The sequence below is a fragment of the Streptomyces colonosanans genome (genome assembly GCF_001866645.1).
GTDB classification, from domain to species: domain Bacteria; phylum Actinomycetota; class Actinomycetes; order Streptomycetales; family Streptomycetaceae; genus Streptomyces; species Streptomyces colonosanans.
Genome location: NZ_MLYP01000011.1, coordinates 1 through 13,213 on the forward strand (window position 1 = coordinate 1; position 13,213 = coordinate 13,213).

Consider the following 13,213-nt stretch of genomic DNA (forward strand, 5'->3'; position numbering starts at 1 on the left):
CCCAAGTACGTCCAGTACGAGGGCTTCCGTCCGGCGCGCCGAGAGCACGCTCCCCCACTCTCGGCTTCTCCCCCACTCTCGGCTCCGCTCGAGCGGGGGGACCCCCAGAGCGGGAGGTGCCCCCACGACGCCGCTCCTTAACGGGTAAACGTTGCCTGCCACGGCACTAGCGCGTGCCGATCAGCGGGCGGGCGCCGCGCCCGCCCGTGGCCGTATCCTGCCCCGGCGCGAGAGCGGACGACGTGCGTCGTCCGGGCACCGGCGGGGAGCCCCTCAGCCCTCCTCCCGCTCCTTCTCCGCCAGGTGGATCACGCACACCGCCACTGCGATCACCAGCGCCGGATCCGCGTCGTCGCGCACGATGTCGACACCGTAGGTCTCCCGCACGTGAAGCCAGCGGCGCGAGATCTGCGCGAGCAGTTCCCCGTCGAGGTCGACGGCGAACTCGCGGTCGAGGATCTTGCCGCTGACATCGAGGTCCGTGCCGTCCGCCAGCGATACGCGGTAGTGGTTGCGAAGCAGGGAAAGGCGTTTGCGTTTGATGGTGGCCAGCCGGTCGCCGTCGCGCTCGATGATCATCGTGTCGCGCAGGGCGAACATCTTCTGGTGGATGTGGATGAGGACGCGTCCCCGCCTGTCCTTGATCTCGAACGTGTCCCGCAGCCGCATCGCCTTGCCGTCGACGAGGAACACCTTGTTGCCGTGCTGGTCCTCGATCCAGTAGTCGTCACCGAAGCCGAGGAGCCGGTCGCGTACCAGGAATCTCATAAGGTCAGAGCTTCCCCCGCAGCGGGTCCGAAACGCCGCCGGCAGGCCGACGGGCCGAGTCCCCCGCCGCTCGGCGGGGGACTCGCGCACGGACCGTGAAGGGGCCACAGGCGCCCCGCCTAGCGGTAGCCCTCCTGCTCGTCCTCGTCGTCCGACGTCGAACGCCGGTCGGGGTCTCGCGCCTCCGGGTCGCGGATCTCCTCGCCGGTGATCTCGCCGGGCCGGCGCTCACGGTCCGGGCGGCGTACCTGGTCGTCGATGTCTCGTGGCATGGAACCGCTCCCTTGCAGTGGCCCCCCTGCATGCGTCGAGCATCTCCCCGCGACAGCCTGTGCGCATCCTGTAGGCGTTCCTGCGCGCAGAGTCATCGGGGGCGGGCCGTCGCCGGAGCCGAGTGGTGCCGTCAGCCCTCCAGGAAGGCCGTCAACGCGTTCGCCAGCAGGTACGGGTCCTGCGCGCCGCACAGTTCGCGGGCGCTGTGCATCGACAGGATCGCCGTGCCGATGTCGACCGTCTTGATGCCGTGGCGGGCCGCGGTGATGGGGCCGATGGTCGTGCCGCAGGGCATCGCGTTGTTCGAGACGAAGGACTGGAAGGGCACGTTCGCCTTCTCGCAGGCCGCCGCGAAGATCGCACGGCCCGAACCGTCCGTGGCGTAGCGGTTGTTGACGTTGACCTTGAGGATCGGCCCGCCGTTGACGCGCGGGTGGTGCGTCGGGTCGTGCCGCTCCGGGTAGTTGGGGTGGACGGCGTGACCGGTGTCCGAGGACAGGCAGACCGTGCCCGCGAAGGCGCGCGCCCGGTCCTCGTAGGAGCCGCCCCGGGCGAACACCGAGCGTTCCAGTACCGAGCCGAGCAGGGGACCGTCGGCGCCGGTGTCCGACTGGGAGCCGTTCTCCTCGTGATCGAAGGCCGCGAGCACGGGGATGGCGGAGAGGGCGGCGTCGGAGGAGGCCACGGCCGCGAGCGCCGCGGTGGCCGCGTGCACCGACAGCAGGTTGTCCATGCGCGGGCCCGCCACCAGCTCCTTGTCCCGGCCCAGGTAGGACGGCGGCTCGATGGAGTGGGTCATCAGGTCCCAGCCCGTGACCTCACCGGCGGGCAGGCCCAGCTCCTCCTCCAGGAACGCGATCAGGTCGCCGTCCCGGACGTCGTTGCCCAGTCCCCAGATCGGCTGCAGATGACGCTGCTTGTCGAGCTTCAGGCCCTCGGACGAGACCGAGCGGTCCAGGTGGATGGCCAGCTGCGGCACACGCAGCAGCGCCCTGTCGATGTTCACCAGGCATGACGAGCCGTCGCGCAGGGACAGCCGGCCGGACAGGCCCAGATCGCGGTCCAGCCAGGAGTTGAGCAGCGGGCCGCCGTAGATCTCCACCGCGATCTGCCGCCAGCCGTGCGTGCCGCTGTCCGGCCGCGGCTTCACCCGCAGGTTCGGGGAGTCGGTGTGCGTGCCCGTGATCCGGAACGGCGTGTGCGGGTCGGCGCCCTCGGGGACGTACCACGCCACGATCGCGCCACCGCGCAGCACATACTTGCCGCCGCTCGTCCCGTCCCACGCATCCGTCTCCGTGACCTGCCGGAAGCCGGCCTTCTCCAGTCGCTCGGCGGCGTTCGCCACCGCGTGGTAAGGCGACGGGCTTGCCGCAAGGAAGGACATGAGGTCGTCCGTGTGACCGCGATCGAAGCGGGGGCTTGTGCTCATGGATTCACCTTAACGACGGACGAGGGCCCGCTCCCCGTGGTGGGAGCAGGCCCTCGTAAGGAGGATGTGGAGGAGCATGGAGGGCTGACCGGACGGATAGATTCCGGTTGGTCGTCCACGCGCGCCCGCGGACGCCGGGTACACCGGCGCCCACGGTCGGGCGGGTCCTAGAACGCGGCCTCGTCCAACTCCATGAGGTCCAGGTCCACGCCCTGGGCCACCTTGCGGGCCAGGGTCACGCCCGGCAGGACGTTGGCCGCGAAGAACTTCGCCGCCGCGATCTTGCCCTGGTAGAAGGCCTGGTCCTTGGCCGAGGCGGTCTCGAGCTTCTCGGCGGCGATCGCGGCACCCTTCAGCAGCAGGTACCCGACGATCACGTCACCGGAGGCCAGCAGCAGGCGGGTGGCGTTCAGGCCCACCTTGTAGATGTTCTTGACGTCCTGCTCGGTGCCCGCGAGGTCGGTCAGCATCACGCCGACGATCGCCTCCAGCTCCGAGGCGGCCTTGGCCAGGTGCTCGCGAGCGCCCGCCAGCCGCTCGCCGCCGGTGCCGAGCGCCAGGAACTCCTTGATGTCCTCGGCGACCGAGTTCAGCGCGGCGCCCTGGTTGCGGACGATCTTCCGGAAGAAGAAGTCCTGACCCTGGATCGCGGTCGTGCCCTCGTACAGGGTGTCGATCTTGGCGTCGCGGATGTACTGCTCGATCGGGTACTCCTGCAGGAAGCCGGAGCCACCGAAGGTCTGCAGGGACTGGGCGAGCTGCTCATAGCCCTTCTCGGAGCCGTAGCCCTTGACGATCGGCAGGAGCAGGTCGTTGAGCGCGTGCTCGGTGGCGGCGTCCTCGCCGTTCGCCTCCTTGACCGCGATCGCGTCCTGGACGGAGGCGGTGTAGAGGACGAGGGCGCGCATGCCCTCGGCGTACGCCTTCTGCGTCATCAGCGAGCGGCGGACGTCGGGGTGGTGCGTGATGGTGACCTTGGGCGCGGACTTGTCCATGAAGTTCGCCAGGTCCGGACCCTGGACGCGCTCCTTGGCGTACTCCAGCGCGTTCAGGTAGCCGGTGGACAGCGTGGAGATCGCCTTCGTGCCGACCATCATGCGGGCGAACTCGATGATGCGGAACATCTGGCGGATGCCGTCGTGCTTGTCGCCGATCAGCCAGCCCTTGGCCGGGTGGCGGTCGCCGAAGGTCATCTCGCAGGTGTTGGAGGCCTTCAGGCCCATCTTGTGCTCGACGTTCGTGGCGTAGACGCCGTTGCGCTCGCCCAGCTCGCCGGTCTCGAAGTCGAAGAGGTACTTCGGGACGAGGAAGAGGGACAGGCCCTTGGTGCCGGGGCCGGCGCCCTCGGGACGGGCGAGGACGTAGTGGAGGATGTTCTCCTCCATGTCGTGCTCACCGGACGTGATGAAGCGCTTCACGCCCTCGATGTGCCAGGAGCCGTCCTCCTGCTGGATGGCCTTGGTGCGGCCGGCGCCGACGTCCGAGCCGGCGTCCGGCTCGGTGAGCACCATGGTGGAGCCCCAGGTCTTCTCGACCGCTATCCCGGCGACCTTCTTCTGCCACTCGGTGCCCTCCTCGAAGAGGATGCGGGCGAACGCCGGGCCGGAGGAGTACATCCAGATCGCCGGGTTCGCGCCGAGGACCAGCTCCGCGTACGCCCAGATCAGGGACGGCGGGGCAGTGGTGCCACCGATCTCCTCGGGCAGGCCGAGGCGCCAGTACTCGGAGTCCATGAAGGCCTTGTAGCTCTTCTTGAAGGACTCGGGGATCGGGGCGGTGTTCGTCGCGGGGTCGAAGACCGGCGGGTTGCGGTCCGCGTCGGTGAAGGACTCCGCCAGCTCGTTCTCCGCGAGGCGGGTCAGCTCTTCGAGGATGCTCTTGGCGGTGTCCGGGTCCATCTCCGCGAACGGGCCGTTGCCGTACAGCTTGTCGCGCCCGAGTACTTCGAAGAGGTTGAACTCGATGTCGCGGAGGTTCGACTTGTAGTGCCCCATGGTGACGGCTCCGTAGAAGGATCGGCGAGGCACTGTCTCCTCGCAACTGGTTCACGTACCAACTAGTAGCTCCGATGATGCTACCCGCCGGTAATAAGAAGCAACCCTGGTGGCCCATATGTGGCCCACTACTCTTTGCGGTATGTACGGCTACCAGAACGCTGGCGCGCAGCAGTACGACTCGTCGCAGCAGATGCCCGGGCCCATGCCGGGCGGGCAGATGCCCGGTGGATACGGTCAGCAGCCGCCGCTCTACCCCGAGCCGTCGCCGCCGTCGCTCGCGGACGCGGTCCGCGCGTTCACCACGGGGTCGATGACCGCCGAGGACTTCCAGCAGGCCTTCGCCACGTCCAAGGTGTACTGCCCGCGCGGCGACAACCCCGGGTTCCTCGCCCTGCACAACACCCAGCAGCCGGTGATCCCGATGTTCACCTCGCTGAAGGAGCTGCGGCGGTACGCGGGCAAGGAGTCGAAGTACTTCGTGATCACCGGGGCGGAGGTGATCGACCTGCTGCCGACGGGGTACGGCTTCGTGCTCGACATGGAGGGGGAGCACCGCATGGTCTTCGACGCGAAGGCCGTGGAGCAGATGGTCGAGTTCGCGATGCGCCGGATGTATGGCTAGACGCCATTGCTTCGCAGATGGCTGGACGCCGTGCTTCGCGGACGGCTGAACGGTCGCCGCGCACACCAAGGGGCCGGGCCGACCGGTCAGCGGGGCAGCCGCAGGGCCAGGCCGTCGAGGACGATCTCCAGGCCGTAGGTGAACTTCTCGTCCCGAACAGCCACCGGGTCCGTGGTCGACGCGGCGGTGTCGGCGTAGCCGTCGGCGAGATGGTCGTGGCCGGCGGCGGCCTGCTGCGCGGCGGGCAGGAGGCGGGCGACGAAGTCGGCCTCGGTCTCGCCGGAGCGCGCGATGGTGGTGAGCCAGGCCGCCTCCGTGGTGCTCACCCCGATGACGTACGACAGCACCGCCTCGATCGCCCTGGACGGGTGCGGGAAGCCGGCCGCCGCGAACAGGGCGGCGAGGCGCTCGGAGAAGTTCATCAGGTTGGGGCCCAGGTAGGCGAGCCCCGCCTGGCCGAGGACAGAGGACAGCCACGGATGCCGTAGGGCCGTCGCGCGGAAGGACCGCGCGGCCTCGGTGATATCGGCGCGCCAGTCGGGGCCGCCGGCGGGCGGTACGTGGATCTCGGCGGCGACCTCGTCCACGGCGAGTTCCATCAGCTCGTCCTTGGTGGCCACGTGCCGGTAGAGCGAGGTCGCGCCGGCGTTCAGACGGGCGCCGAGCTTGCGCATGCTCAGGGCGTCGATGCCGTCCGCGTCCAGCATCGCGATCGCCTCGCGGACGATGGCGGCCCGGCTGAGGGCGGGCTGGTCGGGCTTGGGCTGGGGGCGGGCCCACACGGAGGGGATCGGGTTCGGGCCCTGGTCCGGTTTCGTCGCCCTTGCGGCCATGGTGCGTGCTCCTCCGCTGTTCCGATGCTTCCGCTTCCTTGCGTACATCGTTCGCATCCAGCGTACAGACATCAAGGGTTGCGAACACTGTTCGGTGTTGCGTACGGTGTGCGCAACGAAGGAACGGTGTTCGCAAGTCGGGCGTCAACGGGCGTACGACGGAAGCAAGTCGGAGGGAAGCAGCCATGGAAGCCCAAGCTCGCAATCCACGCCGCTGGTGGATCCTGGTCGTGCTCTGTCTGAGCACGCTGGTCCTGGTGGTCGACAACATGGCGCTCACCGTGGCGGTACCGGCGATGACCGAGGACATCGGCGCGAGCGCCCAGCAGACCCAGTGGATCCTGGACTCCTACATCCTGGTTTTCGCCGGCCTGCTTCTCACCTCCGGCAGCCTGGGTGACCGGTTCGGGCGCCGGAAGGTGATGCTGATCGGTCTGCTGCTGTTCGGGGCGGCCTCACTGGCGGCGACCTGGTGTACCAGTCCCGGCGAGGTGATCGCCGTACGTGTCGCGATGGGTGTCGGCGGCGCGCTGATCATGCCCTCGACGCTCTCGATCCTCATCACCGTCTTCGACGAGGAGGAGCGCGGCAAGGCGATGGCGGCCTGGGGCTCGGTGTCGATGCTCGGCCTGGTCGGCAGCCCGGTGCTGGGCGGCGTCCTGATCGACCACTTCTCCTGGCAGGCGATCTTCTTCATCAACGTCCCGATCGTGGTGCTGGCCCTGCTGGCCGGCGTGACCCTGATGCCGGAGTCGAAGGCCCCCTGGCAGAAGCCGGACCCGCTCGGCGCGGTGCTGTCCTCGGCCGGTATGACGGCCCTGGTCTGGTGGATCATCGACTTGCCGCAGCACGGCGCATTCGGCGGCCGCTCGACCATCACTCTGGCCGCCGCGATCGTCTCGCTGGCCGGGTTCGTGATCTGGGAGAACGTCACCGCCTCCCCGATGGTCCCGCTGGTCCTGTTCAAGCACCGCAACTTCAGCGGCGGTTCGCTCTCGCTGGCCCTGGTGCAGATCGGCAACGGCGGTCTGATGCTGGTCCTGACCCAGTACCTCCAGTTCGTCCTCGGCTACTCGCCGGTCAGGGCCGGCCTGGCGTTCCTGCCGCTCGCCGTCACCGCGCTGATCGGCAACGGGGTGGGCGTCAAGCTCGCCGCGAAGATCGGCAACCGGTTCGTCATCCTGACCGGAATGCTCGTCATGGTCGCCTGCTTCGCCCTGCTGACCACGGTGAAGGCCGACTCCGGGTTCACCGTCCCGGCGGTGGCGCTCGGCCTGCTCGGGCTCGGTGCGGGTCTGGCGATGCCGGCCGCGGTGGGTGCGCTGATGGGCACGATTCCCGAGGACAAGGCGGGCGTCGGCTCGGCCCTGAACGACACCATCCAGCAGGCCGGTGCGGCGCTGGGCATCGCGATCCTGGGCTCGCTGCTCTCCAGTGGCTTCGCGGCCGAGATGCCGGCCGGGGCGCCGGACGAGGCGAAGCACTCGATCGCCGGGGCGCTGGCGGTGGCACAGGGCGACAGCGGCCTGGTGCGGTCGGCGCGGGAGGCCTTCGTCACCTCGATGTCGACGACCTTCATGGTCAGCGCGATCGGTGTCCTGGCGGCGGCCGTCCTGGCCACGCTGGTGATGCGGGACCGCAGGACGGAGGAGCGGGCGGGGGTGGAGCCGGACCTGAAGTCGGCTGCTGACGCCGAGAAGCGGGAGGAGCTCGCCGTCTGATCCTCTCGGGTCCTTGCGGGTGAAGGCCGGTGCCCTGTGTGCGGGGTGCCGGCCTTCCGTCGTCACCGGAGGGAATGTCCTCGGGGTTCTTTCTGTTGGAGGTGGCAGAAAGTTCAATGCTCAACTAAAGTGGGAGCACAAGGAGGTACCGACATGCCTGCAGTGACCGTCGAGAACCCGCTGACCCTGCCCCGTGTGGCCGCGCCCGCCGACGCGGTGGCCCGTCCCGTGCTCGGTGTGACGACCGCGCCCAGCGGTTTCGAGGGCGAGGGCTTCCCGGTGCGCCGTGCGTTCGCCGGGATCAACTACCGCCACCTCGACCCGTTCATCATGATGGACCAGATGGGCGAGGTGGAGTACGCGCCGGGCGAGCCCAAGGGCACCCCCTGGCACCCGCACCGCGGCTTCGAAACCGTCACCTACATCATTGACGGCACCTTCGACCACCAGGACTCCCACGGTGGTGGCGGCACCATCACCAACGGCGACACCCAGTGGATGACCGCGGGCTCGGGCCTTCTGCACATCGAGGCCCCGCCGGAGTCGCTCGTCGTGTCCGGCGGTCTGTTCCACGGCATCCAGCTGTGGGTCAACCTGCCCGCCAAGGACAAGATGATGGCCCCGCGCTACCAGGACATCCGCGGTGGCCAGGTCCAGCTGCTGACCACCCCCGACGGCGGCGCGCTGCTGCGTGTCATCGCCGGTGAGCTGGACGGCCACAAGGGTCCCGGTATCACGCACACGCCGATCACCCTGGTCCACGCGACCGTGGCACCGGGCGCGGAGATCACTCTGCCCTGGCGCGAGGACTTCAACGCCCTCGCGTACGTCCTGGCCGGCCGCGGCACCGTCGGCACGCAGCGGCGGCCGATCCACCTCGGCCAGACGGCCGTCTTCGGCGCAGGCTCCTCGCTGACCATCCGCGCGGACGAGAAGCAGGACTCCCACACGCCGGACCTGGAGGTCGTGCTCCTGGGTGGGCAGCCCATCCGTGAGCCGATGGTCCACTACGGCCCGTTCGTGATGAACACCCGTGAGGAGCTGCAGCAGGCCTTCGAGGACTTCCAGAAGGGGCGGCTCGGGACGATCCCGGCGGTGCACGGGATGACCGAGAGCGGCCCGCAGGGCGCCTGACCAGGGGCTTCCCCGGCGCTCGGAGTCTGACGCGGCGCACTCGGGCGGGCCGTCCGTACAGGACGGCCCGCCCTTCGCGTCCTACCCCTCCCCGTCCCCCTTCGCGGGGTCCTCGTACAGCTCGAACCAGATGCTCTTGCCGTCGCCCCGCGGGTCCACCCCCCAGGCGTCCGCGAGCAACTCCACCAGGACCAGTCCGCGCCCGGAGGAGGCGAGCTCGCCGGGGCGACGCGGGTGCGGCAGGTCGTCGCTGGTGTCCGTCACCTCCACGCGCATCCGGCGTCCGCCGGAGCCGTCCTTGTCGCCGGAGACCTCGGCGACGAGGAGTGCGTCGGAGTCGGTGTGCACGAGGACGTTCGTGAGCATCTCCGAGGCCAGGAGCACGGCCGAGTCGACCTGGTCCGCGGAGGACCAGTCGTGCAGCAGCTCGCGCAGCTGCTGCCGGGCGCCCGCGATCCGCTCGGGTTCGGCCTGCGCGACCGTCAGCGCCGAGCGGCGCACGGCCGACCGTCTCCGGGTGGCCGTGTCCGCGCAGCACCCCTCGCCCACCCGGCACAGCAGCAGGAGCGCTATGTCGTCCTCGCGCCGGTCGGTCAGCGGCCCGGTGGCATGGTGCGATGAGGGCCCGTGGACGGCCTGGACCAGCGCGTCCGCCAGCATCTCCAGGTCGCCGTCGTGCTCCTCCAGGGTCCGCCGCAGCCGCAGCCAGCCGGTGTCCAGGTCGTGCCCACCGGTCTCGATCAGGCCGTCCGTGCAGATCAGCATGGTCTCGCCGGGTTCCAGAACGAGACGCGTGGTCGGATAGTCGGAGTCCGGGTCGATACCGAGCGGCAGCCCGCCCGCGGTCGGCCGCGTCAGCACCGTCCCGTCCGCCATGAGGACCGCGGGGTCGGGGTGGCCGGCCCGGGCGATCTCCAGCGTGCCGGTCGCCGGGTCCACCTCGACGTAGAGGCAGGTCGCGAAGCGCAGGTCGGTGCCGTCCTCGCCGTACGTCATCCCGTGCAGGAAGCGCGAGGCGCGGGAGAGGACCGCGTCCGGGCGGTGGCCCTCGGACGCGTACGCGCGCAGGGCTATCCGCAGCTGGCCCATGAGTCCCGCGGCGCGTACGTCGTGGCCCTGGACGTCGCCGATGGTGAGCGCGAACCGGCCTCCCTCGGACGCGCCCCCGGGCAGCTGGATCATGTCGTACCAGTCACCGCCCACCTGGAGCCCGCCGCCGGTGGGGACGTAGCGCGCGGCCACGGTCATCCCGGGTATCTGCGGGCCCAGGGTGGGCAGCATCGAGCGCTGGAGCCCGTCCGTCAGCTCGCGCTCCGTCTCGGCGGCGCCGGCGCGGGAGAGCGCCTGGGCGAGCATCCGGGCGACCGTGGTGAGTACCGAGCGTTCGTCGGGCGAGAAGGCGACGGGGTGCTTGAACGCCGCCATCCACGCGCCCATGGTGCGCCCCGCCACGGTGAGCGGCAGGAACGCCCACGACTGGTGGCCGAACCGCGCGGCGAGCGGCCAGGAGGCCGGGTAGCGGTTCTTGTACTCCGCCGGTGAGGACAGATAGACGGCGCGGCCGGTGCCGACGACCTCGGCGGCCGGGTAGTCCGAGCCCAGCGACATGTCGGTGAAGGGGCCCTCGTCCCCCGGCCTGTGCCCGTGGTGGCCGAGCACGGTCAGCCGCTCGCCCTCGGCGCCGAAGACCGCGAGCCCGTCCGGCGAGAACCCGGGCATCGAGAGGCCGGCCGCGACCCGCAGTACCTCCTCGGTGGACCGTGCCTCGGCCAGCGCGCGCCCCGCGTCCAGCAGGAACGCCTCGCGCGAGCGGCGCCAGTCGCCGATGACGGCGGAGCGCGCGGTGGCGCCCGGGGAGGGGTCGGTGACCTCCTGGAGGGTGCCGACCAGCTCGTACTCCCCGGTCTGCGGGTGCAGCGACGGCTTGGAACGGCTGCGCACGACACGGACCACGCGCCCCTGCGCGTCCATGATCCGCATCCGGGCCTCGGCGAGGGTGCCCTCGGCGAGGGCGAGCTGGACGACCCCGTCGACCTCGTTCCAGTCGACGGGGTGGAAACGGGACCGCATTCCGGCCTCGGTGAGCGTCGTCGGCTCCGCGGGCAACCCGACCAGCCGCGCGGACTCGGCGTCGAGAGTGACGAGCCCCGCGGTGGTGTCGTAGTGCCACAGTCCGGTCGCAAGAGTGGCCAGGACGTCCCCCACGGCGGGCAGGGGCTCATCGGTACGCATCGCCCCACTGTAGGAAGAGGTGATCGCGGAGTGCCACCGAAGGTAAGAAAAGGGTGAGCTTGAGAGTGTTTCAGGTGATTTAGGTCGCATTCAGTCGCATCCAGGGTGTACCGCCCTCTGTGTTCGATCAGTCGTTCGATCACTCGGGGGCGGCCTCGATTCCCGGAGGGGGGACGGCAGCGAGTGAGGAGGCCTCGACGGCGGCATCCATCGAGGGCGGCATCAAAGGAGGGGAGGCGATCTCGGGGCGGCCGGTACGCTTGGTAGGTCCGGGCCTTGTGCGCCCGGAGGCACCGGGGTGAGCGACCCCGGAAAGACCCCGATCCGCGAAGACTGGATGAACGACGATGCATCGGTACAGGTCCCACACCTGCGGCGAGCTCCGCGCCTCTGACGTCGGCAGCGACGTCCGGCTGAGTGGCTGGCTGCACAATCGGCGCGACCTGGGCGGCATCCTCTTCATCGATCTGCGCGACCACTACGGCATCACGCAGCTCGTCGCCCGTCCCGGCACGCCGGCGTACGAGGAGCTGGACAAGCTGTCCAAGGAGACGGTGGTGCGGGTCGACGGCTCGGTCGTCTCCCGCGGTGCGGAGAATGTGAACCCGGACCTGCCGACCGGTGAGGTCGAGGTCGAGGTTGGCGAGGTGGAGGTGCTGGGCGCGGCCGCCCCGCTCCCCTTCACGATCAACGCCGAAGACGGGGTCAACGAGGAGCGGCGCCTGGAGTACCGCTTCCTGGACCTGCGCCGCGAGCGCATGCACCGCAACATCATGCTGCGTACGGCCGTGATCTCGGCCATCCGCCACAAGATGGTGGCCATGGGCTTCAACGAGATGGCGACGCCGATCCTGTCCGCCACCTCCCCCGAGGGCGCCCGCGACTTCGTCGTGCCCTCCCGGCTGAGCCCGGGCAGGTTCTACGCCCTGCCGCAGGCCCCGCAGCAGTTCAAGCAGCTGCTGATGATCTCCGGCTTCGACCGCTACTTCCAGATCGCGCCCTGCTTCCGCGACGAGGACGCCCGCGCCGACCGCTCGCCGGGCGAGTTCTACCAGCTCGACGTCGAGATGAGCTTCGTCGAGCAGGAGGACGTCTTCCAGCCGATCGAGAAGCTGATGACGGAACTGTTCGAGGAGTTCGGCGGTGGCCGTCACGTCACCTCCCCGTTCCCCCGCATCCCGTTCCGCGAGGCGATGCTGAAGTACGGCTCCGACAAGCCGGACCTGCGGGCCAAGCTCGAACTGGTCGACATCACCGACATCTTCGAGGGCTCGGAGTTCAAGGCCTTCGCGGGCAAGCACGTGCGCGCCCTGCCGGTGCCGGACGTCTCCGCGCAGCCCCGCAAGTTCTTCGACCAGCTCGGTGACTTCGCCGTCTCGCTGGGCGCCAAGGGCCTTGCCTGGGTCCGCGTGGCCGAGGACGGCTCGCTGACCGGCCCGATCGCGAAGTTCCTGACCGAGGAGAACGTCGCCGAGCTGACCAAGCGCCTGTCGCTGGCCGCCGGGCACGCGGTCTTCTTCGGCGCGGGCGAGTTCGAAGAGGTCTCGAAGATCATGGGCGCGGTGCGGGTCGAGGCCGCCAAGCGCGCCGGTCATTTCGAGGAGAACGTCTTCCGCTTCTGCTGGATCGTCGACTTCCCGATGTACGAGAGGGACGAGGAGACCGGCAAGATCGACTTCTCGCACAACCCGTTCTCGATGCCGCAGGGTGGTCTGGAGGCCCTGGAGACCCAGGACCCGCTGGACATCCTGGGCTGGCAGTACGACATCGTCTGCAACGGCGTCGAGCTGTCCTCCGGCGCGATCCGGAACCACGAGCCGGAGATCATGCTCAAGGCGTTCGAGATCGCGGGCTACGACCGGGACACGGTCGAGGAGAAGTTCGCGGGCATGCTGCGCGCCTTCCGCTTCGGCGCCCCGCCGCACGGCGGCATCGCGCCCGGCGTCGACCGCATCGTCATGCTGCTCGCCGACGAGCCGAGCATCCGCGAGACGATCGCCTTCCCGCTCAACGGCAATGCCCAGGACCTGATGATGGGCGCGCCGACCGAGCTGGAGGAGGCCCGTCTGCGGGAGCTGCACCTCTCGGTGCGCAAGCCGCAGCCCAAGTAGGACCCGATTGCGAGGGCCCCTGCGCCCGGACGGGTGCGCATTCCGCTTCCGTGAAGTGAAGGGCGCGGCCTCGCGGTAGGACTACGGCAAGGG

10 protein-coding genes are annotated in these 13,213 nt (G+C 69.7%); 4 read left to right on the forward strand and 6 right to left on the reverse strand.

Translation table 11 applies throughout. The features are described from left to right. Positions 1-273 precede the first annotated feature (273 nt). The 4 genes from BIV24_RS05375 to BIV24_RS05385 form a co-directional block, all read right to left on the reverse strand. On the reverse strand, positions 274-768 hold the full coding sequence (locus BIV24_RS05375) for an LURP-one-related/scramblase family protein (RefSeq protein ID WP_071364983.1): 495 nt from the start codon (positions 766-768) through the stop codon (positions 274-276). A 119-nt stretch (positions 769-887) separates the two neighbouring features. After that, a complete protein-coding gene (locus tag BIV24_RS34165; RefSeq protein WP_177198625.1) occupies positions 888-1,040 on the reverse strand; it encodes a hypothetical protein in 153 nt (50 codons plus the stop codon). A gap of 131 nt (positions 1,041-1,171) precedes the next feature. Continuing rightward, positions 1,172-2,470, reverse strand: coding sequence for a M18 family aminopeptidase (locus tag BIV24_RS05380; RefSeq protein ID WP_071364984.1), 1,299 nt, complete (start codon positions 2,468-2,470; stop codon positions 1,172-1,174). Positions 2,471-2,637: 167 nt separating this feature from the next. Continuing rightward, positions 2,638-4,464 carry an acyl-CoA dehydrogenase gene (locus tag BIV24_RS05385; RefSeq protein WP_071364985.1) on the reverse strand — a complete coding sequence of 609 codons (1,827 nt, stop codon included), beginning with the start codon at positions 4,462-4,464 and terminating at the stop codon, positions 2,638-2,640. Between the two features lie 142 nt (positions 4,465-4,606). Here BIV24_RS05385 and BIV24_RS05390 point away from each other — a divergent pair, with 142 nt between their 5' ends. Continuing rightward, on the forward strand, positions 4,607-5,089 hold the full coding sequence (locus BIV24_RS05390) for an SseB family protein (protein ID WP_071364986.1): 483 nt from the start codon (positions 4,607-4,609) through the stop codon (positions 5,087-5,089). 86 nt (positions 5,090-5,175) lie between these two features. Here BIV24_RS05390 and BIV24_RS05395 read toward each other — a convergent pair whose 3' ends face one another. Next, positions 5,176-5,922 carry a TetR/AcrR family transcriptional regulator gene (locus BIV24_RS05395; RefSeq protein WP_071364987.1) on the reverse strand — a complete coding sequence of 249 codons (747 nt, stop codon included), beginning with the start codon at positions 5,920-5,922 and terminating at the stop codon, positions 5,176-5,178. Between the two features lie 185 nt (positions 5,923-6,107). Here BIV24_RS05395 and BIV24_RS05400 point away from each other — a divergent pair, with 185 nt between their 5' ends. Both BIV24_RS05400 and BIV24_RS05405 read left to right on the forward strand, forming a co-directional pair. Beyond that, positions 6,108-7,643: an MFS transporter gene (locus BIV24_RS05400; protein WP_071364988.1), complete on the forward strand. Its 1,536-nt coding sequence runs from the start codon at positions 6,108-6,110 to the stop codon at positions 7,641-7,643. A 153-nt stretch (positions 7,644-7,796) separates the two neighbouring features. Next, entirely contained in the window at positions 7,797-8,777 is a 981-nt protein-coding gene (locus BIV24_RS05405) for a pirin family protein (protein WP_071364989.1), read from the forward strand. An 81-nt stretch (positions 8,778-8,858) separates the two neighbouring features. Here the strand turns inward: BIV24_RS05405 and BIV24_RS05410 are convergent, their stop codons facing one another. After that, positions 8,859-11,009, reverse strand: a complete 2,151-nt coding sequence (locus tag BIV24_RS05410) for an ATP-binding SpoIIE family protein phosphatase (RefSeq protein WP_071364990.1) — start codon at positions 11,007-11,009, stop codon at positions 8,859-8,861. A 347-nt stretch (positions 11,010-11,356) separates the two neighbouring features. Between BIV24_RS05410 and aspS the strand changes: the two genes are divergently transcribed. Beyond that, a complete protein-coding gene (aspS, locus tag BIV24_RS05415; protein ID WP_071364991.1) occupies positions 11,357-13,120 on the forward strand; it encodes an aspartate--tRNA ligase in 1,764 nt (587 codons plus the stop codon). Positions 13,121-13,213: the final 93 nt, after the last annotated feature.

Excerpts from the sequence above, each read along its gene's own strand:
- BIV24_RS05395 (WP_071364987.1), bottom strand. The coding sequence starts at position 5,922 with ATGGCCGCAAGGGCGACGAAACCGGACCAGGGCCCGAACCCGATCCCC.
- BIV24_RS05390 (WP_071364986.1), top strand. The coding sequence starts at position 4,607 with ATGTACGGCTACCAGAACGCTGGCGCGCAGCAGTACGACTCGTCGCAG.
- BIV24_RS05405 (WP_071364989.1), top strand. The coding sequence starts at position 7,797 with ATGCCTGCAGTGACCGTCGAGAACCCGCTGACCCTGCCCCGTGTGGCC.
- BIV24_RS05410 (WP_071364990.1), bottom strand. The coding sequence starts at position 11,009 with ATGCGTACCGATGAGCCCCTGCCCGCCGTGGGGGACGTCCTGGCCACT.
- BIV24_RS05380 (WP_071364984.1), bottom strand. The coding sequence starts at position 2,470 with ATGAGCACAAGCCCCCGCTTCGATCGCGGTCACACGGACGACCTCATG.
- BIV24_RS34165 (WP_177198625.1), bottom strand. The coding sequence starts at position 1,040 with ATGCCACGAGACATCGACGACCAGGTACGCCGCCCGGACCGTGAGCGC.
- aspS (WP_071364991.1), top strand. The coding sequence starts at position 11,357 with ATGCATCGGTACAGGTCCCACACCTGCGGCGAGCTCCGCGCCTCTGAC.
- BIV24_RS05375 (WP_071364983.1), bottom strand. The coding sequence starts at position 768 with ATGAGATTCCTGGTACGCGACCGGCTCCTCGGCTTCGGTGACGACTAC.
- BIV24_RS05385 (WP_071364985.1), bottom strand. The coding sequence starts at position 4,464 with ATGGGGCACTACAAGTCGAACCTCCGCGACATCGAGTTCAACCTCTTC.
- BIV24_RS05400 (WP_071364988.1), top strand. The coding sequence starts at position 6,108 with ATGGAAGCCCAAGCTCGCAATCCACGCCGCTGGTGGATCCTGGTCGTG.